The 14875-nt window shown below is 68.8% G+C and carries 16 protein-coding genes and 2 tRNA genes; 13 read left to right on the top strand and 5 right to left on the bottom strand.

Going from position 1 to position 14875, the window contains the following annotated elements; all coding sequences use genetic code 11:
- Positions 1 to 18 precede the first annotated feature (18 nt).
- The gene (locus tag OG574_RS24300; protein ID WP_326774936.1) at positions 19 to 681 is read left to right on the top strand and encodes a DUF3566 domain-containing protein; all 663 of its coding nucleotides are present in this window, start codon (positions 19 to 21) and stop codon (positions 679 to 681) included.
- 179 nt (positions 682 to 860) lie between these two features.
- Positions 861 to 934: transfer RNA gene (locus OG574_RS24295), tRNA-Ile, on the top strand.
- A 930-nt stretch (positions 935 to 1864) separates the two neighbouring features.
- Here the strand turns inward: OG574_RS24295 and OG574_RS24290 are convergent.
- On the bottom strand, positions 1865 to 2203 hold the full coding sequence (locus tag OG574_RS24290; protein ID WP_326774935.1) for a DUF6344 domain-containing protein: 339 nt from the start codon (positions 2201 to 2203) through the stop codon (positions 1865 to 1867).
- 315 nt (positions 2204 to 2518) lie between these two features.
- Here OG574_RS24290 and OG574_RS24285 point away from each other — a divergent pair, with 315 nt between their 5' ends.
- Both OG574_RS24285 and OG574_RS24280 read left to right on the top strand, forming a co-directional pair.
- On the top strand, positions 2519 to 2647 hold the full coding sequence (locus OG574_RS24285) for a DLW-39 family protein (protein ID WP_003999697.1): 129 nt from the start codon (positions 2519 to 2521) through the stop codon (positions 2645 to 2647).
- A gap of 222 nt (positions 2648 to 2869) precedes the next feature.
- A complete protein-coding gene (locus tag OG574_RS24280; RefSeq protein WP_326774934.1) occupies positions 2870 to 4309 on the top strand; it encodes a hypothetical protein in 1440 nt (479 codons plus the stop codon).
- Positions 4310 to 4329: 20 nt separating this feature from the next.
- Here the strand turns inward: OG574_RS24280 and OG574_RS24275 are convergent, their stop codons facing one another.
- Both OG574_RS24275 and OG574_RS24270 read right to left on the bottom strand, forming a co-directional pair.
- A complete protein-coding gene (locus OG574_RS24275; protein WP_326774933.1) occupies positions 4330 to 6135 on the bottom strand; it encodes a serine/threonine-protein kinase in 1806 nt (601 codons plus the stop codon).
- Positions 6136 to 6253: 118 nt separating this feature from the next.
- On the bottom strand, positions 6254 to 6802 hold the full coding sequence (locus OG574_RS24270; RefSeq protein WP_100597242.1) for a helix-turn-helix domain-containing protein: 549 nt from the start codon (positions 6800 to 6802) through the stop codon (positions 6254 to 6256).
- Between the two features lie 182 nt (positions 6803 to 6984).
- Between OG574_RS24270 and OG574_RS24265 the strand changes: the two genes are divergently transcribed.
- A tRNA-Ala gene (locus tag OG574_RS24265) sits at positions 6985 to 7057 on the top strand.
- An 82-nt stretch (positions 7058 to 7139) separates the two neighbouring features.
- Here the strand turns inward: OG574_RS24265 and OG574_RS24260 are convergent.
- Complete coding sequence (locus OG574_RS24260) at positions 7140 to 7844, bottom strand: DUF5324 family protein (RefSeq protein ID WP_326774932.1); 705 nt, start codon at positions 7842 to 7844, stop codon at positions 7140 to 7142.
- Between the two features lie 313 nt (positions 7845 to 8157).
- Between OG574_RS24260 and OG574_RS24255 the strand changes: the two genes are divergently transcribed.
- Both OG574_RS24255 and OG574_RS24250 read left to right on the top strand, forming a co-directional pair.
- Positions 8158 to 8685: a peptidylprolyl isomerase gene (locus OG574_RS24255; protein WP_326774931.1), complete on the top strand. Its 528-nt coding sequence runs from the start codon at positions 8158 to 8160 to the stop codon at positions 8683 to 8685.
- 97 nt (positions 8686 to 8782) lie between these two features.
- Positions 8783 to 9676 carry a rhomboid family intramembrane serine protease gene (locus tag OG574_RS24250; RefSeq protein WP_326774930.1) on the top strand — a complete coding sequence of 298 codons (894 nt, stop codon included), beginning with the start codon at positions 8783 to 8785 and terminating at the stop codon, positions 9674 to 9676.
- 243 nt (positions 9677 to 9919) lie between these two features.
- Here OG574_RS24250 and crgA read toward each other — a convergent pair whose 3' ends face one another.
- Entirely contained in the window at positions 9920 to 10177 is a 258-nt protein-coding gene (gene crgA, locus OG574_RS24245) for a cell division protein CrgA (protein ID WP_326774929.1), read from the bottom strand.
- Positions 10178 to 10318: 141 nt separating this feature from the next.
- Between crgA and OG574_RS24240 the strand changes: the two genes are divergently transcribed.
- Genes OG574_RS24240 through OG574_RS24215 form a run of 6 tightly spaced genes read left to right on the top strand, consistent with a single transcriptional unit; the run spans position 10319 to position 14832 of the window.
- Entirely contained in the window at positions 10319 to 11101 is a 783-nt protein-coding gene (locus OG574_RS24240; RefSeq protein WP_384264634.1) for a DUF881 domain-containing protein, read from the top strand.
- A 16-nt stretch (positions 11102 to 11117) separates the two neighbouring features.
- Positions 11118 to 11864 (top strand): class E sortase, encoded by a 747-nt coding sequence (locus OG574_RS24235; protein ID WP_326774927.1) that lies wholly within the window; start codon positions 11118 to 11120, stop codon positions 11862 to 11864.
- Between the two features lie 31 nt (positions 11865 to 11895).
- Positions 11896 to 12054: a hypothetical protein gene (locus tag OG574_RS24230; RefSeq protein WP_384264638.1), complete on the top strand. Its 159-nt coding sequence runs from the start codon at positions 11896 to 11898 to the stop codon at positions 12052 to 12054.
- Positions 12054 to 12698 (top strand): aminodeoxychorismate/anthranilate synthase component II, encoded by a 645-nt coding sequence (locus OG574_RS24225; RefSeq protein ID WP_326774925.1) that lies wholly within the window; start codon positions 12054 to 12056, stop codon positions 12696 to 12698. The genes OG574_RS24230 and OG574_RS24225 overlap by 1 nt, the downstream gene beginning before the upstream one ends.
- Positions 12695 to 14053: a class E sortase gene (locus tag OG574_RS24220; RefSeq protein ID WP_326774924.1), complete on the top strand. Its 1359-nt coding sequence runs from the start codon at positions 12695 to 12697 to the stop codon at positions 14051 to 14053. Before OG574_RS24225 ends, OG574_RS24220 begins: the two co-directional genes overlap by 4 nt.
- Positions 14054 to 14103: 50 nt before the next feature.
- Entirely contained in the window at positions 14104 to 14832 is a 729-nt protein-coding gene (locus OG574_RS24215) for a class E sortase (protein WP_326774923.1), read from the top strand.
- The last annotated feature ends 43 nt before the right edge of the window (positions 14833 to 14875 follow it).

The following is a 14875-nucleotide window of genomic DNA, read 5'->3' as shown; positions in this document are numbered from 1 at the left end:
CGCGAGGAGTGAGTCATCGTGAGCGGAGCCACGGGCGCCGGATCGACCGGTACGGAAACGGACGGCGGCCGTGGCCCCGCCACTGACTCGAACGACTCGCACGAGTCTCATGGATCCCAGGGGGGAACTGTGACGGACACCCGAGGTCCGCAGGCGCAGCAGTACGCGGCCGGCACGGACGGGGCGCTGCCCGGGGAGCGCCAGCAGCCCCCGCAGTCCTCGCAGCCGTACCACCCGCCGCAGGCCTACCAGGCGGCTCCGCCGGCCGGAGCGGTCCGCAGGCCGCGCACGGGGGCCCGCACGACGCCTCGTACGCGCAAGGCGCGCCTGAGGGTCGCCAAGGCCGATCCGTGGTCGGTGATGAAGGTCAGCTTCCTGCTCTCCATCGCGCTCGGTATCTGCACCATCGTCGCGGCCGCGGTGCTGTGGATGGTCATGGATGCCATGGGCGTCTTCTCGACCGTCGGCGGCACGATCTCCGAGGCCACGGGCTCGAACGAGTCCAATGGCTTCGACCTTCAGTCGTTCCTGTCGCTGCCGCGCGTCCTGATCTTCACGTCGATCATCGCGGTCATCGACGTCGTCCTCGCGACGGCGCTGGCCACGCTCGGCGCTTTCATCTACAACCTCTCCGCGGGCCTCGTGGGCGGAGTCGAGCTGACCCTCGCCGAGGACGAGTAGCAGCCGAGCGGCAGCCGCTTCGGTCGCCGTGACTCATGTGGAGCGCATTCCCTGACGGGGTGCGCTCCACAGGCCTTTTGGCCGGTGGGGCGGGGTCCCAGCTATCGATTTTGGGACTGGCCGGGTCGTGCGCTAATCTTCAGAGGTCAGCGCGCGGGACACACACCGCAAAGCGCGGCGGGGCTATAGCTCAGTTGGTTAGAGCGCATCCCTGATAAGGATGAGGCCACAGGTTCAAATCCTGTTAGCCCCACAGAAGCAGTACATGAAGAGAGGGCCTCTCCCCTGGTGGGAGAGGCCCTCTCTTCGTTTTGGCGTGCTTGTTGACTTGCTGACGGTCACTACTCGGCGCGGCGGGTGACGGACTGGCCGTCGGCGGCGGTGATGTCGATGCCCGACAGCTCTGGGCGGTGGCGGCCGGTTCGATCTGCTCGCCGCGTACGAGGCTGACGCGGGTCCCCCCGGTGTGGTGAGCAGCAGCACCTGACCCGTGGTGCGCACGCCGGGCAGTGCGAGGGTGCCCAGGCTGGACACCGAGGGTGTCATCGAGGGCGGCGGCCTCGTGCTCGGGTCAGCGCACGGGCACGTCCTCAATGGCCGGACTCGGCGTCTCAAGGCGGCGGGGCGGGGCCGTAGTCCGGGGGCACACGCCGAGAAGACCCTCAGCCTGTGGTGGCCGGGGTCGTGAAAGGTCGAGGGCGCGGGAGCGCGGTGCATCGATGGCGCTGTGTCGCGGTGGGCGCTTGCCTGCCGTTTGGTGCCGTCTGGATCTGGATCTGGAGTGCGGCGGGCAGGTTCGGGGCGTGGCTGCGCTGGTGAAGCGCTGCCTGGTGCCGCCGCCGAGGTTCTGCGGTGCCGCGCTGCTGTGGCCGTGGTGCGGGTAGTGCGTCGGTCTGTGGTGCTCGTGCTCGTACCGGCTGCTGAGCGGCGCTGTCGGCTTGGGCCGATGACCGTGCTGCCGGACGTTCTCTGCGGTGGTGCCTGCCAGTGGTACCTGTCGGTCTTCCTCACCGGCTGTTCTTGCGGTGGAGCTTTTGCTGCGATGGGTCTGCTGCGAAGGGTCTGGTGCGGTTCTCCAGGGCCGGCTTTCTTGCCGTTGCCGCTTTCGCTGCTGCTGCTGTTACTGCTGCTGTTACTGCTGCTGTTACTGCTGGTGGAGCTTCGTCTTCACGTACCGCTGTTGCTACGGCTGCGAGTGGAGGGTGCTGATTCCTGCCGCGGTGTCTTCGAACTCGTTCCCGGACTCCGTGTCGACCGGCGGGCGGTGGCGGCAGCTGGGGGAGGAACCGTGGGCCTCGGCGCGGATGCGCTGCTTCATTGTGGGAGGCAGGGACCGTTTGAAGGCCCAGGGGGCTCGGACGGCGGTAGCGGCGGGGGTGCTCACCGCCGTGTTGCGGGTGCCCTCCGTCTGCTGTACGGGCGTGGCCGCGGCGGCCGGGGAGGTGAGACCCATCGCGGTCAGTACCGCGAGGAAGGCGGTGATGAGGACGGTCCACAGCTTGATGACCTTGTTGCCGGCCATGATCCCTCACTTTCGGGTTGGGCGATTTGCGTACTTTCCTCATGATGTGTATGTGGGCTCTCCAGTGGGGGACCGACGCCCGTGGCGCGTCGATGTTCAGATGAACACCACTCGGATGGGCGCAATCGCACCGTAAGGCCGTCAATCACACGGAATGTCACGTTCTGCGAAGTGTGATCGGAGCTCCGTGATCCGGTTCGACTGGTCGACGGGGTGCGGGAGTTGGGCCCGGGTGCAGGTCACTGATCGGTATCGGCCGGTGTGTATAGTCGGGCGCCAGAGGTCCCTTACGTCAAAGAAAGACGAGGTCGCGCGGTGAAGAAGCTTCTCCTGGTCGCACTGGCCGCCATCGGCGGGCTCCTCGTGTACCGCCAGATCCAGGCGGATCGCGCCGAGCAGGATCTGTGGACGGAGGCGACTGACTCCGTACCCACGGGTTCGTGAGTATCGACGACAGTCTCTTCAGGGCCCCGATCGCATGCGCGGTCGGGGCTTTGTGCTGTCCGGGGTGAGGTTGGGCGTGAGGTCGCCCCGGGCTTCCCATTTGCTTACATAAATCATTTGCTTGCTTTGGCGAATGCCTGTGGGGCGTATGGGGCCCTGGCGGCAGGATGGTATGCCCGGCGATTGAGCGATGGCGATGGCGGGGCGACGAAGGGGCGCGTGATGAGTCGGCGCGGAGGGCGGCGCGTGGTGCTGTGCGGGCGGGGACGGCCGGTGTCGGCGTTCGCGGCAGCGATATGCGCGGTGGCCGTGCCGGTCGCGGTGGTTGCGCTGCCCGGGACCGCGGCGGCTGCGGACTCGGCTCCGTATGTCTTCGCACAAGGCGCAAGGACCGTCCAGGGTGCGGTGACCAGTACGGATGCGGCGGAGCTCAAGGCCGGGGAGATCTATCGGAGCTCCATCGAGGCGGGGGTGAAGGGCACCGGGCTCGGCATTGGGTCGGGGGCGAAGGGGGCGGCCGGCACGCGTTACTACCGCGTCGACCTGGATGGATCCTCCGATACGTATGTCTCGGCGGTGGCGGTGCCGAAGGTCGGGGCGGACGTGAAGGTGGCGTTCAACGACAGCATTTCCGTGACCCTGCAGGATCGACAGGGCAATCGCTGTGACTCCGAGGTCGCGGCGTTCCGCTCCGCCGAGTACCCGAGGCCGATAGCCGCCACCGCGGAGCGGGTCGTCCGGGAGGGCGGCGGGCGCTGCCAGGATGCGGGCACGTATTACGTGGTCGTCGCGCGCAAGACCGCGCCTGACTCCACGCGGGAGCGCTGGGACCTGGAGCTGAGTGTCTCTTCGGAGCCCGCGCTCAAGTCGCCGTCCGCCACCACCGGGCCCGGGGCCTGGCCGTCGGCTTCGCCGCGGCCGCCCGCCGGAATCCCTTCCGAACGCCGGGGCGGCACGGGCTTCAACGACGCGCAGAGCTTGCGGCAAGGCGTGTGGAAGGACCGGATCCGCCCAGGTCAGACGCTCTTCTACCGGGTGCCGCTGGACTGGGGACAGCAGCTCTTCACCGAGGCCGAGCTGGGCACCTCGGCGGGGGACGCGCACCGTACGGGCTTTGTGCCGAGCGCCCTCAGCGTGGCGCTGTACAACCCGGCGCGGACGCAGGTCACTTCGAAGGACGCCTCGTACGGAGGGGAGCCCTCCGTGGCGGCACTGGACTCCCTGCCTCCGGTCGCCTACGAGAACCGCTATCTGTCGCGCGCGGACGAAGCGGGCGTGCGGTTCGCCGGCTGGTACTACCTGAAGCTCTCCCTCACGCCGGAGATGAAGGGGACCTTCGGGAACAAGGAGTCCGGGCTGACGCTCCGTCTGACGGTCCAGGGGGACGCGGCTTCGGCGCCCGCGTATGTGCGGGATCCGGGGGCGTTCCAGGTCACTGACGCGGACCGGGCCGCCGCTGAGAGTGGGGCCGCGCAGGGCGGGGACTCATCGTTGCCCTCGACGGGTGGGCAGGGCGGCGGGCAGGCGGCGCAGGGCGGGTCAGGTCGGGTGAACCGCATGACGGTTGTCGGGATCGCCGGGATCGGCACGGGCTCCGTGCTGGTGCTGGGGCTCGGCGTATGGACGTACGTCGCTCGCCGGCGGGCGTCTGCTGGCTGGTAGGCGGGGCGAGTCGGAGGTTCTCAGGCCTGGGTCAGCGCCCAGATGCCCACCGCGAAACTGACCAAGGCAACGAACAGCACCGGGATCGCCACCTTCGCGGGCGGTCCCGGCCGCCGTTTCCGCACCCGCCGATGAGGGGTCGGGCTCTGGGAAGCGCCGCCGGGATCCGGGTGGCCGAGGAGTGGAACCTGAACGCTCTGGGCGGTGTACGTAGAGATAGAGGCCGGCTGAGGGGGCGCCGATGCGGGAGCTGGAGCGGCGTAGGAGCGCTGCGTGGCCGGGGTCGTGGCCGGAGTGTGGGGGGAGGGCTCGTGGGGGTGCGGGCGGGTTGGTGGGGTTGGTTGTGGTGTCGGTTGTGGTGCGGTGTGTGGTGCCGTGGGGTGGGGGTGCGGCTGGGCGGTGTACTCGGGAGCGTGGCGAGGCGCCGTGTTGGGGGTGATTGGCTGCCGCTCGGGAGAGATCTGCGCGAATGGCTGTGCGGAGGGCTGCACGCGTGGCTGTGTGGGTGGCTGCGCAGGGGGAGGCGGCGGCAGGTGGAAGCTGCCGGTCTCGGACATGCTGGTGCCGGGCGTGACCGTTCCCGACGTGCGGGACCCAGGTCTGCCGGTTGCCGACCGGATGGTCCCGGGTGGGACGGGTCCGGACGGGGTGGGCCCGGGCGTGACGCTGGGCCCGCGCGGGCCGGTCTGTGGTGCGAAGGGCTCTGGCCCCTGGGGCACGGCGGTGGCGGGGTCTTGGACGGACGAGTCCGCCCGTGGGACGTCCGGCACCGCGGGGGCGTACAGCGGTGGCGGTGGCGCTGGTGTCGGGGGCTCCGGTGGGAGCGCCGGCAGGGACTCTTCCGGAGCGGGCTTCCGCGTCGTGGAACGGCCTGTCGTACGGCCGGCCGAGCCATGGTCCTGGCTCCGGTCGTGTACGAGGCCGGGGGCGACCGCGCGGGAGGTCGTGGTCGGGCCGGTCGGGGCGAACCCTGGTGGGAGCGCGCCGAGTTGGTCGAAGACCTCGACCAGTTCGTCGTCGGGTCCGGGCTCGGGAAGCAGCTCGGAGGCCGCCAGGAGGGCCTTGCGGGCGCCTGTCGCGGTACGGAAGCGCGCTTCCGGATCAGGCTGCAGCAGACCGGCCACAACGGTCCACAGAGGGCCGGGAATCCCCTGGGGCGCGCCAGGGGTGCCGTGATCGGTGAAGTGCTCGATCAGTGCCCTGGAGTCCGGCCGGGCGCCCTGGAGCAGATACAGGGCGACGAGACCGACGGCGAACAGGTCTGCGGGGAAGTCCGGCTCACCGCCCATCGCCTGTTCGGGGGCGAAGTAGCCGGGCGTACCCACCACATAGTCGGTCTCGGTGAGCCGGGGCTCGCCCTTGCGCATCGCGATGCCGAAGTCCGAGAGGCGCAGATGAGGCCGGGCGGTGCCGGTCGCCTCCAGGAGGATGTTGGCGGGCTTGATGTCGCGGTGCACGACGCCCTCCGCGTGCACCGCGGTGAGGCCGGCGAGGAGCTGATCCAGGAGGAGACACACGAAGGACGGTGGCAGAGGCCCGTAGTCACCGATCAGATGCGCCAGCGAGCCGCCGGCGACGAGGTCCATGGTGAACAGGACCTTGTCGTCGTCCGCGGCCCAGCTGGCCGGGGCGAGGACGTGGGGGTGGTCGATCCGCAGTGCCTGTTCGCGCACGAAGCGCAGCAGGGTGTGGGCATCGCTCTGCAGCAGGACCTTGGCGGCCACATATCGGCGGCGCCGGTGGTCCCAGGCGCGCCATACGGCGCCTGCTCCCCCGCGACCGATCGGGTCGGCCAGTTCGTAGCGTCCGGCGAAGACCTCACCCATCGTGGTGCGTCGCTCCCCCCTCGGCCGTCACGACGCGTCGGCCTCTCGGATGGTCCCGCGGCCCAGGACCGGCCGCGGGACTCGCGGCCGGCCCGATATCGCTACCGTTCGGCCGGGATCAGCTCTGGTGCGCCTGATAGTGGGTTACGGCGTCGGAGGTGCGCCCGGCGCCGTAGACCCGGAGGAACTCTGCCAGTTCCGGGTGGCTCGGGGCGAGGGTGTCCGCCGCATCGATGATGTCCCCGGCCGCGGAGACGGAGCGCAGCAGCGACTGGATCTCGCGGACCACGCGCTTGACCGTGGGTGCGCCCGAACTGGTTGTTGTCTGCGCGGTGTTGGTGAGCACCGAGCCCCCCTGTGACTTCTTGATCTCGTCCATACGCTCGGTGGCCTCGGCGGCGCTGACGCTTCCGTCGGCGACCTGACCCGCCAGGTCCTGGAGCAGCTGGACACGCTGGACGACGGCCGGATTACCTATCTTCGCGCGCTGACCGCTCATCAGCTGGGAGAGCATGGGCGCGGACAGACCGAGAACCCCCGCGAGCCTGGCCTGGTTGAGGCCCAGATCATCGATGAGGCGACGGAAGAGCGCCCCCAGTGGCTCTCCGTACCAGTTTCGCTGGAGCTCCCGGGCTCTTGCGGTAGCTTCCTGCTGTGCGGCGTCCATTGCGTCTCCCCATCGCTTCCCCAAATACGGCGGTTCGCTGCCGCGAACCACGTGGGGCATCTTACGGAGAGTGGTCGTGGACCGGGAGCCCCAATCCTTTTGCGAGATCCGGGGGGTGACCCGGTAGTCTGGTCTGCGATGCGCACCGGATCGCACTTCTTCCGGTTCGACGCATCGTTTTCGGGGCCTTAGCTCAGTTGGTAGAGCGCTGCCTTTGCAAGGCAGATGTCAGGAGTTCGAATCTCCTAGGCTCCACAGTTCCGCGTGAAACACGTGAACGCCGTAGGGCGGGAGACCACTGGTCTCCCGCCCTACGGCGTTACTGCTCGTTCGAGGCTCAGCCGCGGTCGTCGCGGTCGGCGGCGTCCGCCTCCGCTTCGGCCTGCTTGGCCTGGACCTCGGGGTCGAGGGCGCCCTGGCTGCCGTCCACCGACGACAGGGGCGTGCTGTCCGCCACCTCGGTCGCGGCCGGCGGTTCGACCAGCCAGTCCGGGTTGGCCTGCTTGTCCCACCACTTCCAGGCGGCGAAGGCGCCCCCGGCGAGGATGCCGACGACGAGGAAGCCCTTGGCGACGCGTCCCGCCCGCGCCCGCCGTTCGTGCTTGCGGACCAGCTTCTGGATCTCCTTCGGCGACACCTGCCCACGCAGGGCGGCGATCGCCGCGACGCTGCGGGCCGTCGCCTCCTCGCGGACGGGCTGGGCGGCGGCCACGGCCTGCTCGATCCGCGGCTTGGCGTAGACGGCGGCCTTGCGGGCTGCCTTCCGGGTGCGGACGGCAGCGTCCTGCGCGGCCTGGTCGATCTTCGGCGGCACATGGCTGCGGGCCTGTTCAAGATGCGGTGCGAGGTACGTGTCGTATTGGTCGCGGGTCTGCTGCGCAGCCTGCGACATCACGGGCGCGAGCCGTACGCGCGCTTCCTGCGCATACAGTGCGGTCCGGTCCTTGGCCGTCTCGGCGTAGGGCGCCACCACTTCCGCGGCGTGCAGCACGCTGTCCTTCGCCGAGCTGGTCGCGGCGCGCACGCTGTCGATGCGGGTCACGGGATCCTCCTCCTCGGTGGCATATAGGTTTTCACCTTTCCACCCTTTTTCGGATCATGCCTGCCCGGCGGCAGTGCGGCATGCGAGGGCGGGCATTCGGGGCATAAGCCGCCTTTGGATGTACTGAGGCACTCCAGGCAATAGCTGATCAATACGGTGCAATGAGGGCTTGCGGACGACAATGCCACGGATCGTCCTGCGGCGCGCCTCCTCGGTGGCGACTCGGCCGGAAATTCTGCGGCTGCCGCCGGGCGACGCGTCAACGGGGGCGTGCGAGGATCGGATCGTCACAGAAGGCAACGGAAGGCAGATCGTGGCTGAGCAGCTCTACGCCACCCTGAAGACCAACCAAGGCGACATCGAAGTCCGGCTGCTGCCGAACCACGCGCCCAAGACGGTCAAGAACTTCGTCGAGCTCGCTCGGGGCGAGCGGGAGTGGACCAACCCGGAGACGGGCGAGAAGTCCACCGACAAGCTCTACGACGGCACTGTCTTCCACCGGGTGATCAGCGGTTTCATGATCCAGGGCGGTGACCCGCTGGGCAATGGCACGGGCGGTCCCGGCTACCAGTTCGGGGACGAGTTCCACCCCGACCTCGCCTTCGACCGGCCGTACCTGCTGGCCATGGCGAACGCCGGCCCGGGCACCAACGGCTCCCAGTTCTTCATCACGGTGTCGCCGACGGCCTGGCTGACCCGTAAGCACACGATTTTCGGCGAGGTCGTCGACGAGGCCAGCCAGAAGGTCGTGGACGGCATCGCGACCGCGCAGACCAACCCGCGTACGGACCGGCCGGTCAACGACGTGGTCATCGAGTCGGTCGTCGTCGAGACCCGCTGACGCGAACCGGGCCGACGGGAACCAATACGCCCCGCTCATCCGTAAGGATGGGCGGGGCCATGTGTTGACCGCGCACGTTTCGTACGAGGGGATTCCGATGGATCAGGTGCCAGGCAGTCCGCAGAGTCCTCAGGACGCGCAGGGCACGCCCCGCTGCTATCGGCACCCTGACCGCGAGACCGGGATCCGCTGCGCCCGCTGCGACAAGCCCATCTGCCCGGACTGCATGGTCAGCGCCTCGGTGGGCTTCCAGTGCCCGGACTGTGTGCGGGGTGGTTCCGGTACGGGACAGAGCCCGGCAGCCAGCAGGCCGAGGACGATCACGGGCGGCACGATCGCGGCCGATCCGCGCCTGGTCACGAAGATCCTTATCGGGATCAACGTGGCGGTGTTCATCGCGGTCCATGTGTGGGACCGGCTGCTCTCCGACTTCGTTCTGATCGGGGCCTGGCCTCCCGCGCCCTTCGTCCCGGACCAGGGCGTGGCAGGCGGCGAGTGGTACCGCCTGGTGACGGCGATGTTCACGCACCAGGAGGTGTGGCACATCGCGTTCAACATGCTGGGCCTGTGGTGGCTAGGCGGCCCGCTGGAGGCGGCGCTCGGCCGGGCCCGCTACATCGCGCTGTACATGGTCTCGGGGCTGGCCGGCAGCGCGCTGACCTACGCGATCGCGGGGCCGAGCGAGCAGTCCCTCGGTGCGTCCGGGGCCGTCTTCGGACTCATGGGCGCGACCGCGGTGCTGGTGCGGCGCCTCAACTACGACATGCGCCCCGTCATCGGCCTTCTCGCGCTGAACCTGCTCTTCACGTTCACGTGGGGCAACATCGCCTGGCAGGCCCATGTCGGCGGGCTCGTCGCCGGTGTGGTCGTCGGGTACGCGATGGTCCACGCCCCCAGGGAGCGCCGCTCGCTGGTGCAGTACGGGACCTGTGCGCTCGTCCTCGCCGTGGTGGTCGTCACTGTGCTTGTGAGGACGTCCCAGCTCACTTGAGCTCTGTCTCTGGCTCACGTTGTCCACAGACGGTGCCGGATCCTGTGCACTCGGTGGGGAACAGGTGTGCCCCTTGTCGCTGACCTGGGTTTCCCCAGCCAGGACAAGGGGCGAACATGTGGGCGAGCTGCGGTGCGTCAGTCACACCGGCGTCAACGCCCGGTGGGTTATCCACAGATCTTCCGACCTTTTCCCCACTGTGGAAACAGCTGTGGATAACTCAGTGGATAGCTAGGGGCAGAGCTACTTCCACTGCGTGGAAACGCCGAACCCGGCCGCGATGAAGCCGAAGCCCACGACGATGTTCCAGTTGCCGAGCGCGTCCAGCGGCAGGGTGCCGTCGGTGACGTAGAAAACGACGATCCAGGCGAGCCCGATCAGGAACATCGCGAGCATCACCGGGGCTACCCAGCCGCGATTGGTCAGCTTGATATTCGCCGCCTGCTTCGACGCCGGAGGCGGCGTGTAGTCGGCCTTCTTGCGGATACGTGACTTCGGCACGAGGGTCTCTCCTGTCGATGCGCTGCGTGGCCGCGCAGGGAACGTGGGCTGGCTCCGGGCAGCGTACAAGGGGAATCTCTGCGCTCCCCCGGGCGTCCGTTAGCGTAGTGCTTCCGCGGCGCTGAAGGAGATAAGGGTACGTTGAGCAATTCTGCCGACTCCCGGGAAGAGCCCCCCGGCGGGGGGCGCCCCCGTGTGCGCCTCCGTCCCGTGCGGCTGCTGACCGTGGCCGTGTTCGCCCTGGCCGGGCTGATCTTCTTCACCAGCTTCAACACCGCCAAGGGCACCAACATCCGCACGGACACCTCGCTGCTGAAGCTCTCCGACCTCATCCAGGAGCGCAGCCACAAGAACGGCCAGCTCGAGGAGTCCAACAGCGCGATCCGCGACGACGTCGACGCCCTCACCGAGCGCGGCGGCGCCGGCACCAAGGCCGAGGACGCCAAGCTGTCCGCCCTGGAGAAGGCGTCCGGGACGAAGAAACTGCGCGGACAGGCCGTCTCGGTCACGCTCGCGGACGCCCCGCCGAACGCCACCGCCAAGCTCCCCGGCTACCCCGAACCCCAGCCGAACGACCTGGTCATCCACCAGCAGGACCTCCAGGCCGTCGTCAACGCCCTGTGGAACGGCGGCGCGCAGGGCATCAAGGTCATGGACCAGCGGCTCATCGCCACCAGCGCTGTGCGCTGTGTCGGCAACACCCTGATCCTCCAGGGCCGCGTCTACTCGCCCCCGTACAAGATCACCGCGGTCGGGGACCCGGAGAAGCTGAAGCAGGCGCTCGCCGTCTCGCCCCAGATCCAGAACTACATGCTCTACGTCAACGCCTACGGCCTCGGCTGGAAAGTCGAGGACGACGGGGCGGTGACTCTTCCCGGTTACTCGGGCACAGTGGATCTCCACTACGCGAAGCCCGTGGAGTAGCCGCCTGGGGGAGCCTGTGTCGGTCCGAGTGGTCGTCAGGACGTTCAGCGAACTGTGCATCACGGTCGGCGCCCTGATCGTGCTGTTCGTCGCCTACGTGCTGTTCTGGACCGGCGTGAAGGCCGACAGTGCCATGGACCACCAGATCGACACCCTCCAGGACCAGTGGTCCAAGGGATCGGTGGCGGTCGAACAGCCCCGTCCGGGCCCGTCCCCGAGCCAGAGTCAGAGCCAGAGCCCCGCCCAGGACCAGAGCCGGCCCCAGACGCCCTCGCCGTCCCCGTCCGCTTACAAGGACGGCAAGCCGTTCGCCGTCATGTACATCCCGCGGCTCGGTTTCACGTGGAACAAACCGGTGCTCCAGGGGACGGGCGTGGGCATCCTCAAGAAGGGCCTCGGCCACTACGCGGGCACGGCGCAGCTCGGGCAGAAGGGGAACTTCTCCGTCGCCGGCCACCGCCGCACCTACGGCGACCCGTTCAAGGACTTCCCCAAGCTGCGTCCCGGCGACGCCGTCGTCCTCACCGACGGTACGACCTGGTTCACGTACCGCATCGACACCAAGCCCTACAAGACGCTGCCCAGCGATGTCGCCGTCATCGACCCGGTGCCGCGCAAGTCCGGATACACGGAGCCGGGCCGCTATCTGACGCTGACGACGTGCGAGCCGGAGTGGGGTCACAGCCACCGGCTGATCGTCTGGGCGCACCTTGATGCCACCCAGCCCGCGGAGGCCGGGAAACCGGAGGCCCTGCGCCGTTAGTCTGTTGCCGTACGGCGACGGAAGGGACGGCATGTACGGCTGGATCTGGCGGCATCTGCCGGGAAACACGTGGATCAGGGCACTGATCTCGCTGCTGCTCGTCCTCGCGGTGGTCTACGTACTGTTCCAGTACGTCTTCCCGTGGGCCGAGCCCCTGCTGCCCTTCAACGATGTGACGGTGAACAACTAGTGGGCGCGAGCAGCCGCATTCTCGTGGTCGACAACTACGACAGCTTCGTCTTCAACCTCGTCCAGTACCTGTACCAGCTGGGCGCCGAGTGCGAAGTGCTGCGCAACGACGAGGTCGGGACCCGGCACGCGCAGGACGGCTTCGACGGCGTACTGCTGTCCCCGGGCCCCGGCGCTCCCGAACAGGCCGGTGTCTGTGTCGAGATGGTGCGCCACTGCGCTCAGACCGGCGTGCCCGTCTTCGGCGTCTGCCTCGGCATGCAGTCCATGCAGGTCGCGTACGGCGGTGTCGTGGACCGGGCGCCGGAACTGCTGCACGGCAAGACGTCCCTGGTGCGGCACGAGGGAAGGGGCGTCTTCGCGGGACTGCCGAACCCGTTCACGGCGACCCGCTACCACTCGCTCGCCGCTGAACCGGACACCGTCCCCGACGAGCTCGAGGTCACCGCGCGCACCGACGACGGCATCATCATGGGCCTGCGCCACCGCGAACTGCCCGTCGAGGGCGTGCAGTTCCACCCCGAGTCCGTCCTCACGGAACACGGTCACCTGATGCTGGCCAACTGGCTGACCGTCTGCGGCGACAAGACCGCGGTGGCACGATCGGCCGGGCTCGCCCCGGTCGTGGGCAGGGCCTCGGCGTGACCGCCCTGCGCCCCGAGCGCGAGGGAGCCTCGTACGAGCAGGAACCGTACGAGGCTGCCGGTGCGTTCGAGGCGGCCGTTCAGCGGCTCCACGACCCGCTGAACGATCCACTGCCCGGGCAGCACCCCTCGCCTTGGTTCCGCGCCGCGGACGAGCCTCAGGAGCCCCAGCCGTACCCGCAGCCGCAGCCGGACGCTCAACAGCCGCTCCAGGCCCAGCCGTCGCCTCAGCCGGAGCAGGAGTGGTACGACCCTCAGGGCTACGTACAGGACTGGTACGGCGGCGAGCAGCAGGCTCCGCAGGCACCACATCCGGCGCAGGTACAGCAGGCGCAGCAGCCCGCGTACGTGCCGCCCGTCCGCGAGTACGAGGCGAGACCGCCGCGGCCGGTCCCGGACGACGAGACCGTGGCCCTGCGCACCGCGGACACCCGGGGAGTGGCCGAGCCCGATACGGGCGCATACACAGACGCAGACGCCTCCACGGGCGCAGAGACCGGCACCGAGTCCGACTCCGGCGCCCCTGAGCGCGTCGACGCGCCCGTGGTGACCGGTGGCCGGGCCGCGCGCAGGAAGGCCGCCAAGCACGGCGGCAGGCGCTCGGCGGCGCCCGCACAGACCCCGGAGCCCGCCTCCCCGCCCCGCAGCCGTCTGGAGGCGCGCAGGGCCGCGAGGGCGAGCAAACCGAGTACGGGCGAGGTCGCCAGCCGGGCGATCGGCGAAACGTTCATCACCATCGGCGTGCTGATGCTGCTCTTCGTCACGTACCAGCTGTGGTGGTCGAACATCCGGGCCCACCAGCAGGCGGGCAGCGCGGCGCACCACCTCCAGGACGACTGGGCGAACGGCAAACGCGAGCCGGACAAGTTCGCGCCCGGCCAGGGCTTCGCGATCATGCACATCCCGAAGCTGGACGTCGTCGTGCCGATCGCCGAGGGCATCAGCAAGACGAAGGTCCTGGACCGCGGCATGGTGGGCCACTACGGCAAGGACAGCATCGAGACGGCGATGCCGAGCGCCAAGACCGGCAACTTCGCGGTCGCCGGGCACCGCAATACCCACGGCGAACCGTTCCGCTACATCAACCGGCTCCAGCCGGGCGATCCGATCGTCGTCGAGACGCAGGACACGTACTACGTGTACAAGATGACGAGCATTCTTCCGCAGACCCCGCCGAGCAACACGACAGTCATCAATCCGATCCCGCAGGGCTCCGGGTTCACAGCTCCGGGCCGGTACATCACGCTGACCACGTGCACGCCGGAATTCACCAGTACGTATCGAATGATCGTCTGGGGCAAGATGGTCGAGGAACGGCCGCGCAGCAAGGGGAAGCCGGACGCGCTGGTGCAGTAGCGGGGCAAGTGGCAAGTAACAGGCGCAGGTTCAGGGACGGGGCACAAGCAGTGGCAGCGACGACCGACCACGACGAGCGGGCCGGCGAGGCGCCGCCCGCGCCACGACGCGGCCGTGGCCGCATCGCCGGCGCCGTCAGTCTCTTCGGTGAGCTCCTCATCACGGCGGGCCTGGTCCTCGGCCTGTTCGTCGCCTACTCGTTGTGGTGGACGAACGTGGTCGCGGACCGCGCCGCGCACAAGCAGGGAGACAAGGTGCGCGACCAGTGGGCCGACCACGGCCCCGGCGCGCTCGACACCAAGAACGGCATCGGCTTCCTGCACGTGCCGTCGATGAGGAACGGTGAGGTGCTCGTCGAGAAAGGCACCTCGTCGAAGATCCTCAACGACGGTGTCGCCGGCTACTACACCGACCCGGTCAAGTCGGCGCTGCCGAAGGATGCGAAGGGCAACTTCACGCTCGCCGCGCACCGGGACGGGCACGGCGCGAAGTTCCACAACATCGACAAGATCAAAAAGGGCGACCCGATCGTCTTCGAGTCGAAGGACAAGTGGTACGTCTACAAGGTGTACGACATCCTCCCCGAGACGTCGAAGTACAACGTGAAGGTCCTGGGCGCCGTCCCCAAGGAGTCGGGCGTGAAGAAGCCCGGCCGCTACATCACGCTGACGACGTGCACGCCCGTCTACACATCCACGTACCGCTACGTGGTGTGGGGCGAGCTGGAGCGGATCGACAAGGTCGACAGCGATCGGACGCCGCCGGCGGAGCTGCGCTGACGGCGCCATCGGCGCACGTAAGACCCCACATACGCAAGCCCCC

This window comes from Streptomyces sp. NBC_01445 (assembly GCF_035918235.1).
Taxonomy (GTDB): domain Bacteria; phylum Actinomycetota; class Actinomycetes; order Streptomycetales; family Streptomycetaceae; genus Streptomyces.
This window is presented reverse-complemented; position numbering and strand designations above follow the sequence as displayed.

Coding starts and splice junctions, on each gene's coding strand:
- OG574_RS24250 (WP_326774930.1), top strand. CDS start 8,783: ATGGATCAGGTGCCAGGCAGTCCGCAGAGTCCTCAGGACGCGCAGGGC.
- OG574_RS24280 (WP_326774934.1), top strand. CDS start 2,870: ATGAGTCGGCGCGGAGGGCGGCGCGTGGTGCTGTGCGGGCGGGGACGG.
- OG574_RS24230 (WP_384264638.1), top strand. CDS start 11,896: ATGTACGGCTGGATCTGGCGGCATCTGCCGGGAAACACGTGGATCAGG.
- OG574_RS24270 (WP_100597242.1), bottom strand. CDS start 6,802: ATGGACGCCGCACAGCAGGAAGCTACCGCAAGAGCCCGGGAGCTCCAG.
- OG574_RS24290 (WP_326774935.1), bottom strand. CDS start 2,203: ATGGCCGGCAACAAGGTCATCAAGCTGTGGACCGTCCTCATCACCGCC.
- OG574_RS24275 (WP_326774933.1), bottom strand. CDS start 6,135: ATGGGTGAGGTCTTCGCCGGACGCTACGAACTGGCCGACCCGATCGGT.